Origin of the sequence: Flavobacterium sp. DG2-3 (assembly GCF_030730925.1) — a bacterium.
In the GTDB taxonomy this organism is placed as follows: Bacteria; Bacteroidota; Bacteroidia; order Flavobacteriales; family Flavobacteriaceae; genus Flavobacterium.
Map to the genome: position 1 here is coordinate 45,082 of NZ_JAVAMB010000002.1, position 20,383 is coordinate 65,464.

Here is a 20,383-nt window from a genome sequence, read left to right on the forward strand (position 1 = left end):
TTGGAATTTGGAATTTTAGATATTGGAATTTAATTCATACTAGGTGGTTCAGGAATTTTGATTGTTTTTTTGATTTTCTTAATCAGAAGATAAAAAGTAATTCCTCCTAGAATTATGAGCAGCGCAATTTGAAGCTGGCCAAGGACATTGTTTTTATTATACATGGCATTTGCCGCTTCAAGTTTCGCTTTTCCTTCTTTGATTTGAATTTGAGAAAGGGCTTCTAAAGTTTTTAAAGCTCCTGCACTAGAATTGGCTATTTTATCCCAATTTTTACTTTCAACCTGCTTATTGATTTCTTTGCAAGAACTCAAAAAAGCATCAAAATACTGTTTTTCTTTATTGGTTAAAACTGTTTTAGCGTACAAATCATCAATATCATGAATAATATCAAGCGTATGAATAATTTCATCTTTTTTAATATTATCGCTTAAATTCAGTTTTTCAGCTTCAGCTTTTATAAAATGAAGTTGCTTAGAATATTGAAAAATATAATGCGCCACAACCAAACGATCTTTGTAAATCGCATTGATATTATCATTTACATTTTTGGAATTTCGAAGCGTATTAAAATTGCCTAGTAAAATAATCAGCATTACAATTAACAGAATAAAAGCAGCTTTGGTTTTATTGCTGTATTTTTTTTGATCTTTCATAACGCTGTTTTTTTAGGTGACTAAAACTTTAATCAATCATTTTGTTTTCAATAAGCTCTATATTTTTTATAGATGCCAAAGGAGTAATCTTGATCTTTTTATCCCCTTTAACAAAATAGAAATAGTACAAACTGTTATTTCCAATAACATAAACATTTTTAGATTCTCCCTCATTAAAATCGATCTGAAAGCTATAATCCAATTTGTTTTCTTTCAATTTTTTTGTCGTAAAATAACCTCCAGCAAGTCCGTAACCAAGAAAAAAAGATAGCAAGAAAACTACAAGAGATTTTATGGCAATAGAATTATAATAGCTTTTGGCTTCTGCAGCAGTTAATTCGTCAGTTGATTTTAACTCAAAAGATCTTTTTACATACGCCACATTTTTATACTTAGCCAAAAATGAAGGAAGGTAAAAATGAATTACAAAGAGTATGATTATCGCTCCCAGAATTATTGGATTTGAAGTAAATTCAGCGATCGGACTTATTAAAACATCCATTATAGTAGAATATCTTAATATATTAATTCCGAATTGATAATAATAGATGCTGTCCTTCAGTATTCCCATCATTATCAGAAAGAGATATCCAAATGGCAATAGCTTTTCTAAATCGTCTGAAATCTTCATTTCTTCAGTTTAAAATTAGTTTGGTTTTAGTGGTAGTATTATATCGCACTAAAATAATCTTTTTTTACTTACAAAAATTGAAGAATTGGTATTTGAAGGAAATAGTTTTTATAATTTTTAGAAGCTGTTTCCTGCTGTCCGCTATATCTTTTGTCTCGTTAAAGAAACGAGACAAAAGGATGCCGCTACCATCAGGGCTAGGGTATTCGGTGTTATTTGAGAGATTTTTGTTTAATTAGTGATGAAGTTTGTTTATTAACGATATCTGTTCCTTTATGAAGAAAATTTTATTCAATTATTAACTCATTATCATCATCAGATTTTCCTCTGAAAAATAAAAACTGCAATATTTCAGACAATACAATCGTCAAGATAGCCCCAATAAAATTTAGCCATAAATAACCTAGTTTTTCTTGGCTGTAAATCATGAAATAATATATTACAAAAATGGTCAACTGACTGATAATTGCACTAATAAACATCGGTTTTGCTTTAACTCTTTTAGAATAAAAAGCAACAAGGAATATTCCTAAAACGGTTCCGTAGAAAATTGAACCGATAATGTTTACAAGCTGAATAAGATTTTCGAATAAAGTTCCAACGCACGCGAATAGAATCGCTACAACTCCCCAAAATAGAGTAAAAAACTTAGTGACATTCAAATAATGCTTTTCGGATTTTTCTTCTTTCTGGTTTCGTTTGTAAATGTCAATTGCGGTTGTAGAAGCCAATGCAGTTAATCCAGAAGCGGTAGAAGACATTGCTGCTGAAAGAATAACGGCCAATAGCAATCCGATCAAGCCTTTTGGCAGATAATGCAGGATAAAATGGAAGAAAACATAATCTTTATCATTAGTTTCCGTATTACTGTCAGCTCTCGAAATAATGTCCTTGGCTTTATCGCGAAGATCTTTTTCTTTATTAGACAATGCAACCAATTCTTTACGCAAAATCGGATTATCATAATCTTGATTCAACTGATCGATATACAATAAATTAATCACTTTTTTATCTTCTGAAAGTTTGACCAACTTTTGTTCTAAAGTATGATATTCTTCTTTAAAAGCCGATTTTTCAATTGCAATCTTGTTATTCGGATTGAAATTTAAAGGAACCGGATTGAATTGGAAAAACACAAAAACCATAACTCCTGTCAAAAGGATAAAGAACTGCATCGGTACTTTTAAAAGTCCGTTCATGATTAATCCCATCTGACTTTCGCGAACTGATTTTCCAGACAAATAACGTCCAACTTGAGATTGGTCTGTTCCAAAATAAGCAAGTGCCAAAAAGAAACCTCCCGTAATACCGCTCCAAAAAGTATACTTTTCTTCAGGATTAAAAGAAAAATCTACAATATTCATTTTGTCATTTGCACCAGCAATATGTAGCGCACTGGTAAAAGTCATATCGTTTGGAAGATAATGCAGAATCAGAAAAAAGGTGATGAACATTCCAGACATAATCACAAACATCTGTTGTTTTTGTGTTACGTTTACCGCTTTAGTTCCTCCTGAAAAAGTATAGATAATTACCATTACTCCAATAATGATATTCATTACCGTCAGATTCCATCCTAAAAGGGCTGACAAAATAATAGCTGGCGCGTAAATGGTTAATCCAGTTCCTAGACCTCTTTGCACTAAAAACAAAATAGCGGCAAGCGAACGTGTTTTAACATCAAATCTTTTTTCTAAAAATTCGTAAGCCGTAAAAACTTTGCTTTTATGATATAGTGGAATAAAAGTGACACAAATAACAATCATGGCAATTGGAAGTCCAAAATAGAATTGCACAAAACCCATTCCGTCGTGATAGGCTTGTCCAGGCGTAGATAAAAAGGTAATCGCACTCGCTTGTGTGGCCATTACAGAAAGTCCGACAGTATACCAAGGCGTTTCATTGTTTCCTAAAATGAAATCCTCTACGTTTTTACTGCCTCGGGTTTTCCAAGAGCCATATCCAACGATAAATAATAAGGTGACAATAAGTACGATCCAGTCAAATAGCTGCATAGGTTATGAGTATAATTGCATGATTAAAAAGAAAATAGCAATATAAATTGCATTAGCTACCAAAACATAAGTGTAGCTTTTTTTCCATTTTTTTGTTTTTTTAGCTTCCATATTTTATTGCTTTAGATCTTGTTTAGGAGCTTCAATTGGCTGTTTTAGAGAAATAATATTCGATAATAATCGATACGCTCCAGAAACGCCTTCTGGTAGTTCTCTAAAGAAACTCAAACCTGTATAGATGTAATATCCTTTTCCGTATGGCGCGACAAGTAAGGCTCCGTCCTTAGCAGATTCACCTTTGTCATGTGACGAAATAATAGGAGTGAAGGCAGGATCGTATTCATTTGGATAATACAAGCCTTGTTCTTGTGTCCATCCTTTAAAATCATTTTCTGAAATTTTATTTGGCGTATTTAAAACAGGATGATTTGGCGCTAGAAAAGTAATTTTAGCATTTTCTTCAGTTACACGATCATTTGATAATTTTAACGGATACGGAGCAATTTTATCAGTTACCAGCTTTCCGTTTGTATTGTACTGCACAATCATATTTTTACCGCTTTTTACAAAATTGAAAAGAATGTTTTGCTTATTTGCCAAAGCATTTACGGTATTGTAAGCACGGATTCCGGTAATAACAGTGCTGAAAGAATCTAGTTTTTCTGGCGTAATTTCATCAGGTTTTATAACAGAAACTTTGTATCCCATTTGCGATAAACTTTCAGGAACTTCGTCGCCTGCGCCCATGATATAAGCAATAGCATCGCCAGAAGTTCTTAAATCCATTCTAATAAATTTTGATTCAGCTGGCTTTAAAACCATTTGTTTGGTAATATGACTGAATTCTATAATAGTCTGATCTTTGTCAAAACGTTTATTGTCAACAATTGCAACGCTTTTTGCTGTAGTTTCTTCTGGATTAAGAGGCGGTGTCACTTCAAAATAAAAGATTTGTTCAGTGCCTTTCTTCTCTAAAGCAAACGGAATTTCTTTTGGAGAAACACTCCAGCTTTTTGGCAATTCCAATTGCAAATTTCCTTTGATATTGTCTTTTCCTGCGCGTACTTTCACCGGAATCATTTTGCTTTTAGTATCTCTAAAAAGCAAAACTCTTTCTAAAATTGAAGTAGTAACTTCTGGAACTATATCTAGAAAATTATACATTTCGCCTTTTACGCCGTCGTTGTATTTATAAACAACAGTACGCTCAAACGGAATTTCGACATCGTTAATTTTTACATTAAAAATAACTTTGGCATCTCTAATAATATCTGGAATTCCAATAATTTCCTGATTAGAAACGGTATACATTCCAACAGTAGCTTTTTCTTTTAACCAATAAGGCTGCGTATATTCCATATTGCTTGGAAGCTGTAGCGACAGGTTGATTTTCTGATCGTTATTGTTTTTTAAAACAATGTTTTGAGCTGTAGTCTGATTGTCTGGAAGTGTTGTTACACTAACTAACTGCATTCCAACTGCACATCTGTTAATCGCTTCAATACTTAATTTAATTGTACTTCCTGGAGTTGCTTCCTGCTCATTGGCAACAGCTTCAAGATATAAACCTGAACAAGATGCGATTATGTTTTTTATAGCTGTAGATTTAATATTTTTCCAGTGCGTATCGTCTAAAGCTTGAATCATAGAATACGCTTTAACTAAATCTGGAATACTGGCAGAAGGATTGCTGAAATCGTATTTTGAGATAATAGAAGCAATCAAATCACCAACTGGTTTTCCGTTTTTAACGCGGTTCCAACTTGTGTCAATTCCGTCAAATAAATTATCGCGTTCTTTTGGGGTTTCACCATTAATTAGTTCTAGATATTCTGTTTCTTCACCGCGAACACCAGTACTTCCAAATCCTTGCGACTGATGACGGCTTCGGCTTAAAGCAGCAATTTCTTGGTTTGATTTTCCGATTCCTGTGTAATAAACGCCAGTTTCAAGCTTAGTAAACTTTGATTTATTGGCTGCGTCAAATTTTTCCTGACTTCCGTAAAACCACCAAGAAGGATTAAAAAATTGGCGTTTTACCTGCCAAGGCGTAACATATTTTAATTGTTCGGGATAAACTTTCGGATCGTTTGTCAATTTAAAACTTTCAACACTCAACATAGCAGAAGAAGTGTGATGTCCGTGCGTGGTACCCGGCGAACGATGATCAAATCTATTGATAATAATGTCTGGCTGAAATTTTCTTATTGTCCAAACTACATCGGCTAGGACTTTATCTTTGTCCCAGATATCTAAAGTTTCTGACGGATTTTTTGAAAAACCAAAATCATTCGCTCTCGAAAAAAATTGTTCTCCTCCGTCTATTTTTCGAGCTTCAATTAATTCCTGAGTTCTAATTACGCCAAGCAATTCACGCAATTGCGGACCAATTAAGTTTTGTCCGCCATCGCCTCTTGTAAGAGACAAATAGCCTGTTCTGGCATTCATATCATTAGCCAAATACGAAATCATTCTAGTATTTTCATCGTCAGGATGCGCTGCAACGTACAATACTGAACCCAAAAAGTTTAATTTTTTGATTTGATTGTAAATTTCAACTGAATTTGGTTTTTGTGGCTGCTGTGCAAATGAAATTTGGAAACCTATAAAAAATAGAAGAATGATTTGAATCTGTATTTTTCGCATATTCTGGTTAATTGTTTTTTTGAAAGTGCTTCAAAAATACTAATTATTTTATGGAACAGTATTTAAATGAAATGTTAATGATCGTTATTTGACAGTTATTTAAAAATAAAAACAAAAAAAAGCTGCCAGTTTAATTCTGACAGCTTTTTGAAAATATATATTTGAGCCTTTGTCGCTTATTTCAATTTGTTCTCTGTATCAACGTAGTTTCCAGTAATGGTAACATTGCTTCCTTTGGTCACTTTTCCATAAATAGTAATTGTAGAAGTGTTGCCAATAAAGTTGATTTTAGCACCGCTGTTCAATCTTAAATCTCCCCAAATCACAACAGAGCCTTCAATATTTAATACTGAATTATTGTTTATAATTAATTCTGTTGGAGACGATTGCTGGTATTTACCTTGAGATAAACTTCCTCTCATATTAAATGTACCACCGCTGTTTAAAGTCAAATTGCTTAAAACGGCAATCGAACCGCAATGTGTTAAAGTTGCACCATTATTAATAATTGCTGAATTAATAGCCGTTGCTCCCTGGTACGATTTTACTTCATTAGAATTTAAAATCAAATCTCTTCCTTGATTATACAAACCATAAGTTAAACAGCTTGCAAAAGTAGTATTTGGTTTTTCCATTTTAATGATTTTCAAACCGCCTGTTCCGCTTGCTACATAAATATAGTTACCGCTTGATTTTACGTAGTTTGAAGAACCTGCGATTCCTACAGAACCTAACAAATTAAGCTGTGTTGCAGATTGATACACATTAAGTCCTAAAGCACCGTTTGCAACAAATGCATAACCGTCATTGTAAGAAACGGCATTAGTTACATTGTCTTCACCAGCAGTTGCAATTCCGATAGTCTGCAATTTAGATCCGCTGTTGATGTCGTAAACGCCAAGACCGTTTGGACCTTCAGAAACAAAAAGTTTTGTTCCGTCAACATCCATCGTTCTTTTTGCACCGCTTACATCTGTAGAAGTTGTAAAGCTTTTTTGCAAAGCAAGATTTGACTGATTATAGATGTTAACTCCTTTATTTCCACTTAAAGTCACCACTTTATCGCTTGTTAGAGCAACAGAACGCAAATCTGTTACAGCTGCTTTTCCTGCGATTACCTTTGTAGAACTGCTTATTTTATACAAACTTCCGTTGTCTCCTGTTACCGCAAAATAGTTAGAAGCATTAGCCGCAACATCTGTTGTCACTCTGCTTTCTAAATAATTTGTAGTTAGATTGCTAGTCAATAATCCTGAGCTTAATGGCATATTAAATACAATTGCCGGATTTCCTGCAAGCTGAGCATCTTTATCGACATCTTTTGCAGCTCCGATAATTAAATTTGATCCTGAGAAAGTCAGAGATGTAATATCAGTATTTGGAATTAGGGCAGAAGTAACCAATTTAGGTTTGTAAGGATCTGAAACATCAATAACGTCAATAGCTCCAGAATAAGCATCGCCTCTCATAATATAAGAAACATAAGCATAATTTCCGTTTACTGTTACGTGACTAGCTTGTAATGTTCTACCGCTTGCATCAACTGGCGGTTTAACTTCGGCAATTTGAACTAAAGGGAAAGTAGTAGTCGCTGTTTCAGCAACTTTTCCTGTCAAAGAACCGTTTTCGATCGAGATTACCCCAGAATTAGTTAGGTCAAGCCTTTTGTTTAAAGTAGATTGATCTGAGGTAATAGTAATGTTATCTGACGATTGTCCACCGTTATTGTTGTCATTATTATCGTCACAACCTATTAATAGTGACATTGCTAAAAATGAAAACAAATAAACATTCTTTTTCATAAATTTCTTTTTTGGGTTTTAAAATTCGGCGCAAATATATAGTTTAAATGAATTGAACAAGGGTTTTAATAGAGAAACTTATTGTTATACAGTCATTTATATTAAATATACAACATTTTAACAAAACATCAGATTAAACAAATCATAAAAAAAAGAGAGTATCATTTTTTTGATACTCTCTTGTATTGATTACTAGTAATTTAGCATTATCTTCTTCCTCTTCCGTGATCATGGTCATGATCGTGGTCGTCATGGTCATGTCTTCCGTGGTGTTTATCGTGTTTGTCGTAATGTTTGTAGTCTTTACGATCGTAATGACGACGCTCACTATAACCGTAAACCGGTCTTGGTTTGTAAGGTCTTTGCGGAGCTCCGTGGTATCCTCTATAGTATTTTACTTTATGACGGTCAAAGTAGGTGTACGGAGTTCTACCATGATAATCTGTCAATACTACTTTGTAACCTCCATACAAATCGTAGTTTCTATATTGTCTAGGCAAGTATCTTGCTCTTACCCATTTTCCTCCTCCAAAATAGATGAATTGAGAAGCACGAACATCATAGTAGGCTTCAACATCTGGAAGATAGTAATATTCCATTTCTGTATATCCTGCTGGCCCCCAAGCCGGTGGAGATCCAATGTTTACGTTTACCGATACTTGGGCTTGCGTGGCGTTTGCAACCATTAGAAATAATCCGGCGATTGCTAATTTTATCGTTTTCATCTTTTTTATTTTTTTAAAGGTTATTCTTGAATAGGGATATTCACATACTGTGCCAAAAAATAAAAACAGATGTTTTTCGTCGAATAAAAATGCATTTTATCGAATTTAGAATAACCCGAAAAGATGTAATTATTTGAATTTTAAAACTTTAATTATTAGAAGAAAAAAGTAAAAAAATTATCTGTAATCGACAATTCTAGGTTTTGCGAGTTCAAAATTTTGCAATTTGTAATCGGTGGTTTCAAAGGTATTGGTTTTGAAAACATTATCGCCTTGCTGCGGAATACTTGGGTAATAGGAAAGAGAAAGCTGGAACGAACTGAAAACCAAATAGTCATTGTTGATAAGCAGTCCTACGGTAATTTTAGAATAGGGTTTGCTTTTGGTCATAGCCACTTCTGGACTTCCTAATACGGCAACTGAATAATTAAAAAATGGGTTTAAACGAAAACCTAACAAAGAATGAGGCGAATAGGTTTGAGTTTGAAGGGATAAAACTGCTTTACTGGTTCCGTAAACTGCACTGTTGAATCCTGGAATACCATTAATTTCATTTATATTTAATTCATCTGCAATAATATTATCTCTATTAATGCCAATAACAAACTTCGGATTAACGAATTGTCTCAATTTCCAATTTCCAATACTATACAACTTGGTAAAATAATTTGATTCTAATAAAAATGCCGTCTGATAGGTTTTGGACTGATGGAAAAAAGTTCCTGCCTCAAAATTCATGCTTAAGAAACCGAGACGATAGTAATTTCCAAAAGAATATTGTGCGCCAATATAAGGCCTCCAGTAAGTGTTTTTGTACTGATAGCCAAAAGTAATTCCGTAGATTCTTCCCGTAGCGACGTCTTCGGTCTGTCCATTTCTAAAAATATAACTATCCTGAATAAATTTTCGGGTGTTTAAACCTATTCCGCTTAAAATCAGCTTTTCGTCAGAAAAAAAATGATCAGGATCGTATTCTTCAGTTGGTGTTTCACTGAAATTTTTATTCATAAATCTTGCCGTCGCAATAAGATTGGTAATGGCTTTATGAGGATCTTCAAAAACTTTAAAAGCGCGTCCCGCCCAAAGATCTTGAGAGGTATATTTTACAGGTTGGTAAGCATACGTAAGATCGGGAGCCTGAAGGGTATCTTTACGAAAATATTCATCTACATATACACCACCAGCCCATTTGGTCAGAGGAGAGTAGAAGTCTCGCTCAACATTTATACTTTTAATATAATTATTGTCTAAGTCCATATTATAATGGAGAACAGTTCCAATATAAGTATTTTTAATATTCGGAACCGTATAAGTAGCTTCATTAGCAGTTCGTCCGTCATCAAAGCGGTTTGTAAAACGATATTCTAATTGCTGACCAGAGCCAAAAAAATCTTTTTCTTTAAAACCTACGGAAACTCGATTACTCGAAATAGAAAACCTCGGAATCGTACTCCAGGAATCCAAAACACGAATCGTAACATCTACTGAATCTGAAGCTTGTCCAACACTCTGATTCGAAATTCGAACAGCCGTAACATAACGCTGTGCACGAATCAAACGTTCAGACTCCAGAACTTTATAAGTATTGTAAGGTGTATTTTTCTTAAAAAGCAACAAATTATAAATCGCTATTTTTTTTGTTTTTAAGTGAAGTCGGTTACCCATTCTTTCTCCCCAATTTTTAGGCATTTGAGTGGTATCGGCAACCGAATGTCCAAAAGGATCTAACGTAATAATATTGATTTTTCGAATAATTTTTCCTTCGTAATTGGTCGAATCAATCTTAACAAGCAATTCTTCTTTTTTCTTAGACTTTTTAGATCTGAAAAACAATTTATGCATGGTCTGCGTAAATTTATTTTTCTTAGAGTAATTTCTAATTTTGGTATAAATCTCCGTACTGTCTTTTTTGGTTTTTGGCTCTTTTTTATTCTGATCTACTTGCGCATATCCGCTTTGTAAGCAAAAGCACAGCAAAATAAAAAACAGTATTTTTTGATGTAAAGACATGCGGTAATTTTCTTCTAATAAAGATTAAGTTTTATGAATATAAGGAATAAATAAATGCTATGCTAGCATAACGCTTTTTTAATTTTCTGCTGGAATTTTTCTTTTCCTCCAAGCAAATTTTCGGGGCACATGATTTCCCATGAGATAACCCCAGGCCGAAAGCGATTCAATTCGGTCAAAAATGATTTTTAAGATAGCCAAAAGCGGGATGGCTAAAAACATTCCGGCAATTCCGGCAGCCGCACCGCCAACAATAATTCCCATAATGGAAACAAAAGCGTTTATTTCTACTTTAGAATTAATAATTAAAGGAACAAGCAGATTATTATCAATAAATTGGACAATAATATTTACAATAAGGATTCCGGTAATTACTGACATTTCTCCAGAGCCTGTTAAAGATGCGAGGACAGTAATAATTCCAGCAATTGTAATTCCGATATACGGAATAAGATTCAAAATTCCCGTAATTAATCCGAGCAGAATGAAGTATTTAATGCCAATTATCCATAGCCCCAAACTGGTTAAGACCGAAACCACAATCATTTCGATAATTAAACTTACGATATAATTGTTGATCGAAACTTTTATCTGTCCTAAAATATCCTGCAAAACATCATGATTTTCTTTTTTGATTAGTTTCGCAAAAAACAGTTTAAAGTGCTCTTTATAAATTAGAAATAGAAAAGTATAAATAATCATAATTGTGCTGTCTAAAAGAACATCACTTATAGAAATTATAAACGATCCCAATTTTGCCTGACCTGTTTTAACTGAGTCTTGAGTAACAGAATCCAAGTATTTTTTTTGTTCACCTATACTGACCTCAAAATTCTCTCGTATGAATTTATGAATTTCAAGGATAAAAGCATTTGCATTTTTCTTTATCGTATCAAAATCATTTGCCATGTAGGTGACTTGATAGGAAATAAAGACCAGAATTCCAGCTATCACCGATATAAAAATGATCATACAGATTAACGCCGCAAGGTGCCTAGGAAACTTAAGTTTGGTGTTTAAAAATGTAAAAATCGGAAGCAATAAAACGGCAAATAAAAATGCCATTAGAATTGGTGTAAGTATATTTTTTCCGAGACAAAAAATGAATGCAAAACAAATTAAAGTTACAAGAATAAAGGAAAGTTTTGCATAGAACGGTAAAGTTATGGGCCGAGTCATTTTATTTTTATTTAGCTGAATTTATAAAACAAATATTACACTTTATTTGTCTTTTTCTGTTCTAGCTTTTTTTCTGGCCGTTATAAAATTCCCATTAGATTTTAGTCAAAAAACTCGCGCTCTTCATACTTTGCCGGAATGATTGAAATTCCTTTTTGCAACAGTAAATTATTAGGAAAAACAATTTTTTCTCCTTCTTTCGTTTTTAAGCTTACATGAAAAGTATTAATATCTTCAATTTCAGCCTCTATAGGGAAATCTTTGTCGTGTATTTTAATCGTGTCTCCAATTCGGAAAGGGAAGGAGAAAAATAAAACCATTCCAGAGGTAATGTTGCTCAGAATAGACCATTGCGCAAACATAGCAACGCCAATTACCGTTGCAATCGATGAAATAGTGAGAAAAATATCTTCTGTCTGAACTCCCCATATCACAATTAGACTTGTTACAATGAGAATGTTCATCAGAATATTAATATACTTGATAACCAAATTGGTACGATGCTCAAATAACTGACTTGTAGAAGCAAAACGTCTTATTAATTTAGCAATTACCATTCGCAGCACAATCAAAATAGTAATAAGAACGATTGTGGCAATTATTTCTCGGCTATACTCTTTAAAAGAAAACATAAATAAATTTTTACACTAATGTAGTCAAAAATTCGTAAACTTTGGCTGTCGGAAGTCCCATAACATTCGTATACGAGCCTTCTACTTTTGCAACTGCCATAAAACCAAACCATTCCTGAATGCCGTAAGCACCAGCTTTATCGTAAGGTTTGTAATTTTCGATATAATATTGAATCGCCTCGTCTGACAAATCGTTAAAAGTTACCTTCGTAACATCATTAATCAGGGTAGAAGAGGAGTTGGTTTTAAAGCAAACCGATGTAAAAACTTCGTGAGTAGTATTCGACATAGATTTAATCATTGCAAAAGCTTCTTCAGCATTTTTTGGCTTTCCTAAAGCTTTATTTTGATGCCAAACAATCGTGTCGCTTGTAACTAGAATTTCATTTTCATTTAATTCTCCTTCAAATGCATTTGCTTTTAATTCAGCAAGATAATCGGTTATTTCAGCCGCTTTTAATTCTGGAGGATAAATTTCTTCCACATCTTTTAAGCGAATTTCAAAATCAAGGTCTAAATCCTTAAAGAACTGTTGTCTGCGCGGAGATCCCGACGCCAAAATGATTTTATATTTTTTTAGTTTTTCTTTAAGCATTGTATTTGATATTTAAGGCAATAACCAAGATTGATAAAATTCCGAAGAACAAAATAAGTTTTAAAATACTGCTTAAATGATGAAAATCTTTCTGCGATTTGGCACTAAAAATTTTCACGATAAAATAAAGCAAAGGCGCTAAAACCGTTACAAAAGCATAAAATACGGCTATGTAAAGCTTATTTTGCATGAAATAAGTATTGCAGTAAAGTCCACACATAATAAATGCAACAATCGCAAAACCTAAAGCAATTTTTGCCGCTCTGTTCACCCCGATTGCCACTGGGAGTGTATTAAATCCCATATTGTAATCGCCATTTACATCTTCAATGTCTTTTACGATTTCGCGAATAAAATTGATCATGAAAGCAAACAAAGCATAATCGGTCAGAATTGAAAAAAGACTCGCCATTTGCGCTTGATTTTCGCCAGTTGTAGCAGGAAAAAGATCAAAAACACCAATAATTAATACGCTTGCCGCTAAAAGCAACGCAACTACAAAATTGCCTAAAATCATGATTTGTTTTAGCGTTGTCGCATAAAAATATAAAAGGGAAGCAATTAGAATAAAAAGCGACGCAAAAGTCGGCCTCATGATAATATTAGACAAAATAAAACCGATGGCAACTCCAGAAATATTCAATCCGATATAAATGTTATAGGCAGCAGTTTCTGAGATTCCTTTTCCAACCACAACATCGTTTGGCTTATTAATAGTATCGGTTCCTACATCATAAATATTATTGATTACGTAACCTGCCGCAGCCAATAAAACGGTGCTTAGAACCAGTAATCCGTACTGCCAATCGGCCAATGCTAGCGGAACTTCCTGTTGTTTTAAAAAAGCATAACGAAAGAGCAGCTGCATAAAAGCAAGCATTAATAAATTTTTATATCGAATAAGATTTAGGAATTTCATTTTTCTAAGGTTCTGAGTTGCTAAGGGGCTAAGGTTCTGAGTTTTCTTTAATCTAAAATCTAAAATCAGAAATTTAAAATTATTTAATCGTGTTTTCCGTTAAAGTAATCCATCCATTTTCCCTGCACTTTCATTACTTGTTCAATTACGTCTCTCACGGCGCCACGTCCGCCTTTTACATGCGAAATATAGCGGCAGATATTTTTAATTTCTGGACTAGCATCTTGCGGGCAAGTTGGAAGACCTACTAATTTCATAACATGAAAATCTGGAATGTCATCTCCCATATACAATACATTTTCGTGTTTGATATTGTTTGTATCTATATATTCTTGCAATGTTTTTACTTTGTCAGGAGTTCCTAAATGAACATCTTTAACCCCTAGATTATTAAGACGAATACGAACGCCTTCATTGCTTCCTCCAGAAATAATGCAGACATGGTAACCGCTTTCAATTGCCGCTTTCATAGCATAACCATCACGTATATTCATTGTTCTTAACATTTCGCCTTCATTGGTTACAAAAACTGAACTGTCTGTAAGTACGCCGTCTACATCAAAAACAAACGTTGTGATGTCATTCATTATTTCTTTATAACTTTTTGCCATTATGCTGTATAGATTGTGTTAGGATTTTATAGATATTTTTTTTGTTTTCGTCTTGTAAAAAAGCCACATGTGCATCGGTAGTAATAGAATCGTGGCGCACGGCTGGACCAGTTTGTGCGTCGATTGGATCAAGCGTATTGATTTTATCTGCAGTTTCCTGAATTAAAGGTCTTAAAACAGCAAAAGGAACCTGATTTTCTTCACAAATTTCCTGTCCCATTTGGTATAAATGATTCGTAAAATTGCTCACAAAAACTGCAGCGACGTGAAGCGCTTTACGCTGTTCTGAACTTATAGGATAAACTGCTGTAGAAACACTTTTTGCAATGGTTTCCAAAAGCTTAAAATCAGCTGTGTTTTCTGCTTCCAGACAGAAAGGAATAATTGTATAATCTAATGTTTTATTCTTAGAAAATGTCTGAAGCGGATAAAAAACGCCTCGTCTGTTTTTAGGATCTAAAAGTGCTATAGAAGATGTTCCTGAAGTATGCGCAACCAACTGATTGTTGAAAGGAAGCTGTTCTGAAACTTCTGTAATAGCATTATCTGAAACAGAAATAATATGCAGATCAGCGGGTTCTAAATCCTCTAGATTATTCACAATCTTTTCAGAATCAATTAAATGAAGTAAACCTTCTCGCTTTCGCGAAAAAACCTGTTTAATTTCAACAATTTTGCTGGCAGAAAATGCCTTTATCAAATGCTGTGCAACGTTGCCGGAACCGATTATTGTTATCTGAATCATGAAAGCAAAATTAGTATTATTTTTTTTAATGCGAAGAGCTAATGAATAGTGATAATGCTTTTTTCAAGTTTTTATTGCCTATTGAGTTTTGTTAGAATTTCAACACTTTTTCTATAAAAGCAACTATTCAGAAAAAACACATTTAATTTGTAAGTTAAAACTTTCTATATTATCAATTTGTTTGAAAAATAGTCTTTATTTTTGGTTTTTATTAACAAAAGCCGAAGCCTGCTAATCAACATTTTTAAGTACTTTTGTCGCACTTTTATACAATGTAATTCCTAAGAAATGGATAAAAAAATATTCTCTTTTTTGTTTTCTACACGATTAATGGCCGTTCTTTTTTTAACATTTGCAATTGCAATGGGTGTTGGAACTTTTATCGAAAGTAAATACAACACCGATACAGCCAGAATACTAATTTACAATACTTGGTGGTTTGAGGCAATTATGGCCATCTTTATGATCAATTTCTTCGGAAACATCAAAAAATACCAACTTCATAAAAAAGAAAAATGGGCAACGCTTTTACTGCACCTTGCCTTTGTTTTTATCATTTTAGGAGCTTTCATTACACGTTATATCAGTTATGAAGGAATGATGCCAATTCGTGAAGGAGCAGCTGAAAATCAAGTTTATTCAGATAAAACCTTTCTAACCATTTTTGCTGATGGCGAATATAAAGGTCAGCCAAGAAGAAGAGTTTTTGAAAAAAGCCTTTTACTTTCTCCCGTTACCAATAATAATTTCAGCATTTCAGGAAAATTTGACCAGACTCCTTTTGAAGTTTCGTATTCTAATTACATCATGGGAGCGAAAGAAGTGGTTAAACCAGATCCAAATGGAGCTTTATACATTAAATTGGTTGAAGCTGGAGCAGGTGGGCGAGAAGAACACTACCTAAAAGAAGGTGAAGTTCAGAACATTCACAATGTTTTATTTGCTTTAAATAAGCAGACAGACGGCGCAATTAATATCAATACAACTGGAAAAGAATACACTATCCAAACTCCATTTGAAGGTGAATTTATGCGAATGGCAGATCAGTTTAAAGGTAAAGTGACAAAAGATAACGTACAGCCTTTAATGATGCGTTCGTTATACAGCATTGGAGATATCAGAATTGTATTTCCAGAGCCTCCAATGAAAGGAAAAGTAGATTATGAATCTAATAATGATTTTAAAGCAAAATCTCATACAGATGCTTTGGTTGTAAAAGTAAAAGCGGAAGGGCAGGAGAAAGAAGTAATGCTTATGGGATCTAAAGGTCAGATTGGAGAAGCTAAAACAGTAAAAATTGGCAATATCGAATATTCTTTATTCTACGGAAGCAAAGCTTATGTTTTACCATTTAAAATTCGTTTGAATGACTTTATTGCTGAAAAATACCCTGGTACAGAGAAAAGTTATTCTTCATATAAAAGTAAAGTAACAGTTCAAGACTCTACGGAAACTTTTGATGCTGATATTTTTATGAATCACGTTTTAGATTATCAAGGGTATCGTTTCTTCCAATCTTCATTTGATCCAGACGAAAAAGGAACTGTTTTATCAGTAAATCACGATTTCTGGGGAACGAATATCACTTATTTTGGTTACTTTCTATTATACATTGGTTTAATGGCAATTATGTTTACTAAACATTCTCGTTTTGGAGATTTGAAAAAGAAATTAGAAAACATTCAAAAGAAAAAAGAAAAACTAATAACCATCTTAGTTTTATTTATTGGTTTAAATGGTTTTGCTCAGGAAGCACCACACGTTCATACGCCGGGACATGTTCACGAACATGAACATAATCATAGTGCAGATCCAAACGATCATGCGAATCACGTTACAGCTCCACCAAGTAAAAAACAATTAGATTCGTTATTGAATATTTATAAAGCGCCAGAAGCACACGCAGCAAAATTTGGACGTTTAATTATTCAGGATGCTGGAGGAAGAATGAAGCCGATTAATACGTTTTCATCTGAACTTCTTCGTAAAGTAAGTCATAATGATAAGTACAACGGAATGAATTCTGATCAGGTATTTTTATCGATGACGCAATACGGTCAGGTTTGGATTCAAGTTCCAATAATTTATATAAAATCAGGAAACGACAGTATCCGTAAAATCATTGGAATTGATTCAAAAGATAAATATGCGCCATTTGTAAAATTCTTTGATGAACAAGGAAATTATAAACTGTCTCCTTATTTAGATGCAGCTTACAAAGCGGCAAATCCAAATCAGTTTGAGAAAGACTTTATTGAAACAGACAAAAAAGTAAATATAATGGAATCTGCATTGAGCGGAAGGATTTTGAAAATTTTCCCTATTCCAAATGATTCCAATAATAAATGGGCTTCTTATCTGGAACGTGATAATGCTGGTTTTAAAGGAATGGATTCTACTTACGTGAAACAAATTCTCCCTTTATATTTTAGCGCATTAAATAATGCTTCAATTTCTAAAAATTGGGATACAGCAGATCAATTAGTAGAAAGCATAAATGGATTCCAAAAGAAATTTGGAGCTAAAGTGCGTCCAAGCGAACGAAAAATTGATCTTGAGATTGCTTATAATACGTATGATGTTTTACCAAAGATGACTTATTGGTATTCTATGGCAGGGATTTTAATGCTGATTTTTACATTATTTAGTATTTTCTTTGATAAAAAGTTCTTACGTATAACTGTAAATGGTTTCCATATATTAATAGGAGTAATATTTGCATTGCATACTGTTGCTTTAATTGCACGCTGGTATATTTCTGGTCATGCACCTTGGAGTAATGCTTACGAGTCTATAGTTTATGTAGCTTGGTCAACCATGTTCTTTGGCTTGGCTTTCCATAGAAAATCAAAATTAACAGTTGCTTCAGCTGCTTTTGTAACCTCTATGATTTTCTTTGCTTCAAATCTAAATTGGGTCGATCCAGAAATTGCAAACTTACAGCCTGTTTTGAATTCTTATTGGTTAATGATTCACGTAGCGGTAATCGTAGCAAGTTATGGTCCAACTGCTTTAGGAATGATTTTAGGTTTTGTCGCTTTAGTATTAATTTTCTTTACGAATGATAAAAATAAAGCTAAGATGGACTTGCATATTAAAGAGGTAAGTTACATTAACGAAATGGCAGTTACAATTGGTCTTATCATGCTTACTATTGGAAACTTCCTTGGGGGACAGTGGGCAAACGAAAGTTGGGGACGTTACTGGGGTTGGGATCCAAAAGAAACATGGGCTTTAATTTCGATTATGGTTTATGCATTTGTAATTCACGCTCGTTTTGTTCCTGCTTTAAGAGGTAAATGGTTCTTCAACTTAATGACCATGTATGCTTTTGTTTCGATCTTGTTTACTTATTATGGAGTAAATTTCCACTTAGTAGGTTTACACTCGTATGCAAGCGGTGAAGCGCATTCTTTAAACTGGATTTACTACTGTTTAGTTACTATTACAATAATTGGAGCTGTAACATATCCAAAATATAGAAAATACTATAAAACCAAAAAAGTTAAAAAATAATTATAAAAGTAATTATTATCGATTTATAAAAAGGAAAGTTTAGCAAATAGATAGTTGAACTTTCCCTTTTTTTTTAAAAATTTTAAAATTTCTGCAATTAACAGAGTTTTAGAACTCAAAAAAAAGGTTGTCTCAAAAGTGAGACAACCTTTTTAATAATAATTTGGCTTATCAAGAATTAAATTCCCGCTAAAGCTGCAAAAAGTTCAGCTAACCATCCCATAATATACCTCCTTTCTTCATCTAATAAATTTCATATGTTATACAATTAATTTAACAAATGTTTCTGCAGAACCATTTGATTTGTAAATATAAATTTATTTTTTTTAATAAGTAAAATAAATCTTATAAATAAAATAAATATAATAGGTTTTTATTTGTTAATATTTTGATTTAGAGCTTTTTAAAAACAAATTAATAGAGATTGTACCAATGATATAAAGTTGTTTCAGTAAGGAGTATGTGTTATTTGTGGTAAATCCCTTTTTGTTTATGTAAAAATTTCACTTATTAAAACAATAATAGTGAGAATAATTATAAATATTATTAAAAATATAAGATGACTAACTATTGATAAAATAAAAGCTTTTGCTTTTGGCATTTTGTTGAAAAACTGAATATTAGTCCAAAATATAAGTACTAATCCAATTGAATAAGTGATGGTCTGAAACCAATGTGAGTGTCCTAATTTATATAAATAAAGCGCCACGGGAAATGTCAAAATCTGAACAAATAGTCTTTGTGATGCTTTAAACGTATTCAATACAAAAAGTTCGACAAAATTATAGCCCTGGTTTTTAAAAGCAATATAAGTTCCTACAGTATAAAGAGGAATTGTGAGAACTGTTGTCCAAGAAAAATGAGTGAGAACCCAATCATTCATACTTTCATAATCAAAAGAATTATCAGAACTAGTGTTTAGATAATTAAGATGAAAGTAGTGAAATAAAAATCCATAAAGAGTCGCTAAAACAACAACTAGAGATAAAGGCTTGAAATGGCGGACTCTTTTTCCTTCAATAAATTCACGGATAGAATGCCCAGGTCTCGTAAACAGTTGCCTCAGAGAATAAGGTATTCCTTCATCAAAATGCAGCAAGCCATGTTGTATATCATGCCACAAAAAATGAAAATTTATTTTGTGTGTATCTGCAGTCTGTCCGCAGTTGTTACAAAATTTGCCAGTAAAAGTAGTATTACAGTTTTTACAAATTGTTGCCATTAATCTTATGAATTTATTTTTTTAGAAAAACCAGAAGGATACATTATAGCCAAAAGAACGCAAATTAAAAGAAAATTGTATTCGCAGCCATTTCTTCCTCCGCCAACAACAAACCATCCTTCTGGAAAATGAACCATTACAATTCCCATTATAAAAATAAAAATCGTGACAAATCCCGCGAGTTTGACATATTTATTAAGCAATAAAAGAATAGCCGCAATTATATGTGATATTTTAATTAGCCAAGCTATATAAAGTCCGAAAGGAGCGAATCCGACTTTATTGAGATAGAGATTTCCAAAATCATTTATTCCGTTATTAAAGATTCCGAAAACAGAATGCGTAAGCAGAATAAAAGCTACAGCAATTCTTAGAAGTAAAGTTCCATTCATGATTATAGTTGGTTTTGGAAAATTAATAACCCTAAAATAATAAAAAAACGCATATCAAAATAAATTAATATGCGTTCTTAAGAGTTT

16 protein-coding genes are annotated in these 20,383 nt (G+C 33.0%); 1 reads left to right on the top strand and 15 read right to left on the bottom strand.

Annotated features, from left to right (window positions below; translation table 11 throughout):
- Positions 1–29: 29 nt before the first annotated feature.
- From Q9Q97_RS04190 to Q9Q97_RS04250, 13 genes are all read right to left on the bottom strand, one after another.
- Positions 30–656: an MCP four helix bundle domain-containing protein gene (locus Q9Q97_RS04190; protein WP_306154907.1), complete on the bottom strand. Its 627-nt coding sequence runs from the start codon at positions 654–656 to the stop codon at positions 30–32.
- A gap of 28 nt (positions 657–684) precedes the next feature.
- A complete protein-coding gene (locus Q9Q97_RS04195; RefSeq protein WP_306154909.1) occupies positions 685–1,287 on the bottom strand; it encodes a hypothetical protein in 603 nt (200 codons plus the stop codon).
- A 287-nt stretch (positions 1,288–1,574) separates the two neighbouring features.
- On the bottom strand, positions 1,575–3,302 hold the full coding sequence (locus Q9Q97_RS04200) for a sodium:solute symporter (RefSeq protein ID WP_306154910.1): 1,728 nt from the start codon (positions 3,300–3,302) through the stop codon (positions 1,575–1,577).
- Between the two features lie 114 nt (positions 3,303–3,416).
- A complete protein-coding gene (locus tag Q9Q97_RS04205) occupies positions 3,417–5,948 on the bottom strand; it encodes a PIG-L family deacetylase (protein WP_306154912.1) in 2,532 nt (843 codons plus the stop codon).
- A 176-nt stretch (positions 5,949–6,124) separates the two neighbouring features.
- On the bottom strand, positions 6,125–7,750 hold the full coding sequence (locus tag Q9Q97_RS04210; RefSeq protein WP_306154915.1) for a hypothetical protein: 1,626 nt from the start codon (positions 7,748–7,750) through the stop codon (positions 6,125–6,127).
- 206 nt (positions 7,751–7,956) lie between these two features.
- Positions 7,957–8,475, bottom strand: a complete 519-nt coding sequence (locus Q9Q97_RS04215; RefSeq protein WP_306154917.1) for a hypothetical protein — start codon at positions 8,473–8,475, stop codon at positions 7,957–7,959.
- 177 nt (positions 8,476–8,652) lie between these two features.
- Positions 8,653–10,485: a hypothetical protein gene (locus Q9Q97_RS04220; RefSeq protein ID WP_306154920.1), complete on the bottom strand. Its 1,833-nt coding sequence runs from the start codon at positions 10,483–10,485 to the stop codon at positions 8,653–8,655.
- Between the two features lie 78 nt (positions 10,486–10,563).
- Positions 10,564–11,664: an AI-2E family transporter gene (locus Q9Q97_RS04225; RefSeq protein ID WP_306154921.1), complete on the bottom strand. Its 1,101-nt coding sequence runs from the start codon at positions 11,662–11,664 to the stop codon at positions 10,564–10,566.
- Between the two features lie 101 nt (positions 11,665–11,765).
- A complete protein-coding gene (locus tag Q9Q97_RS04230; protein WP_306154923.1) occupies positions 11,766–12,296 on the bottom strand; it encodes a mechanosensitive ion channel domain-containing protein in 531 nt (176 codons plus the stop codon).
- Positions 12,297–12,306: 10 nt separating this feature from the next.
- The gene (locus Q9Q97_RS04235; protein ID WP_306154925.1) at positions 12,307–12,891 is read right to left on the bottom strand and encodes a Maf-like protein; all 585 of its coding nucleotides are present in this window, start codon (positions 12,889–12,891) and stop codon (positions 12,307–12,309) included.
- Complete coding sequence (locus Q9Q97_RS04240; RefSeq protein ID WP_306154927.1) at positions 12,884–13,810, bottom strand: geranylgeranylglycerol-phosphate geranylgeranyltransferase; 927 nt, start codon at positions 13,808–13,810, stop codon at positions 12,884–12,886. The genes Q9Q97_RS04235 and Q9Q97_RS04240 overlap by 8 nt, the downstream gene beginning before the upstream one ends.
- Before the next feature lie 83 nt (positions 13,811–13,893).
- Positions 13,894–14,421, bottom strand: coding sequence for an HAD family hydrolase (locus Q9Q97_RS04245; RefSeq protein ID WP_306154929.1), 528 nt, complete (start codon positions 14,419–14,421; stop codon positions 13,894–13,896).
- Complete coding sequence (locus Q9Q97_RS04250; RefSeq protein ID WP_306154931.1) at positions 14,405–15,166, bottom strand: Rossmann-like and DUF2520 domain-containing protein; 762 nt, start codon at positions 15,164–15,166, stop codon at positions 14,405–14,407. Before Q9Q97_RS04250 ends, Q9Q97_RS04245 begins: the two co-directional genes overlap by 17 nt.
- Before the next feature lie 288 nt (positions 15,167–15,454).
- Here Q9Q97_RS04250 and ccsA point away from each other — a divergent pair, with 288 nt between their 5' ends.
- The gene (gene ccsA / locus Q9Q97_RS04255) at positions 15,455–18,682 is read left to right on the top strand and encodes a cytochrome c biogenesis protein CcsA (RefSeq protein WP_306154933.1); all 3,228 of its coding nucleotides are present in this window, start codon (positions 15,455–15,457) and stop codon (positions 18,680–18,682) included.
- 490 nt (positions 18,683–19,172) lie between these two features.
- Here ccsA and Q9Q97_RS04260 read toward each other — a convergent pair whose 3' ends face one another.
- Positions 19,173–19,904, bottom strand: coding sequence for a DUF3667 domain-containing protein (locus Q9Q97_RS04260; RefSeq protein ID WP_306154935.1), 732 nt, complete (start codon positions 19,902–19,904; stop codon positions 19,173–19,175).
- Positions 19,905–19,909: 5 nt separating this feature from the next.
- Positions 19,910–20,296, bottom strand: coding sequence for a DoxX family protein (locus Q9Q97_RS04265; RefSeq protein ID WP_306154937.1), 387 nt, complete (start codon positions 20,294–20,296; stop codon positions 19,910–19,912).
- Between the last annotated feature and the right edge of the window lie 87 nt (positions 20,297–20,383).

Bases quoted from the DNA above. Each gene is read 5' to 3' on its own strand.
- Q9Q97_RS04230 (WP_306154923.1), bottom strand. From the start codon at position 12,296: ATGTTTTCTTTTAAAGAGTATAGCCGAGAAATAATTGCCACAATCGTT.
- Q9Q97_RS04195 (WP_306154909.1), bottom strand. From the start codon at position 1,287: ATGAAGATTTCAGACGATTTAGAAAAGCTATTGCCATTTGGATATCTC.
- Q9Q97_RS04240 (WP_306154927.1), bottom strand. From the start codon at position 13,810: ATGAAATTCCTAAATCTTATTCGATATAAAAATTTATTAATGCTTGCT.
- Q9Q97_RS04205 (WP_306154912.1), bottom strand. From the start codon at position 5,948: ATGCGAAAAATACAGATTCAAATCATTCTTCTATTTTTTATAGGTTTC.
- Q9Q97_RS04260 (WP_306154935.1), bottom strand. From the start codon at position 19,904: ATGGCAACAATTTGTAAAAACTGTAATACTACTTTTACTGGCAAATTT.
- Q9Q97_RS04245 (WP_306154929.1), bottom strand. From the start codon at position 14,421: ATGGCAAAAAGTTATAAAGAAATAATGAATGACATCACAACGTTTGTT.
- Q9Q97_RS04235 (WP_306154925.1), bottom strand. From the start codon at position 12,891: ATGCTTAAAGAAAAACTAAAAAAATATAAAATCATTTTGGCGTCGGGA.
- Q9Q97_RS04265 (WP_306154937.1), bottom strand. From the start codon at position 20,296: ATGAATGGAACTTTACTTCTAAGAATTGCTGTAGCTTTTATTCTGCTT.
- Q9Q97_RS04210 (WP_306154915.1), bottom strand. From the start codon at position 7,750: ATGAAAAAGAATGTTTATTTGTTTTCATTTTTAGCAATGTCACTATTA.
- Q9Q97_RS04200 (WP_306154910.1), bottom strand. From the start codon at position 3,302: ATGCAGCTATTTGACTGGATCGTACTTATTGTCACCTTATTATTTATC.
- Q9Q97_RS04225 (WP_306154921.1), bottom strand. From the start codon at position 11,664: ATGACTCGGCCCATAACTTTACCGTTCTATGCAAAACTTTCCTTTATT.
- Q9Q97_RS04250 (WP_306154931.1), bottom strand. From the start codon at position 15,166: ATGATTCAGATAACAATAATCGGTTCCGGCAACGTTGCACAGCATTTG.
- Q9Q97_RS04220 (WP_306154920.1), bottom strand. From the start codon at position 10,485: ATGTCTTTACATCAAAAAATACTGTTTTTTATTTTGCTGTGCTTTTGC.
- Q9Q97_RS04215 (WP_306154917.1), bottom strand. From the start codon at position 8,475: ATGAAAACGATAAAATTAGCAATCGCCGGATTATTTCTAATGGTTGCA.
- Q9Q97_RS04190 (WP_306154907.1), bottom strand. From the start codon at position 656: ATGAAAGATCAAAAAAAATACAGCAATAAAACCAAAGCTGCTTTTATT.
- ccsA (WP_306154933.1), top strand. From the start codon at position 15,455: ATGGATAAAAAAATATTCTCTTTTTTGTTTTCTACACGATTAATGGCC.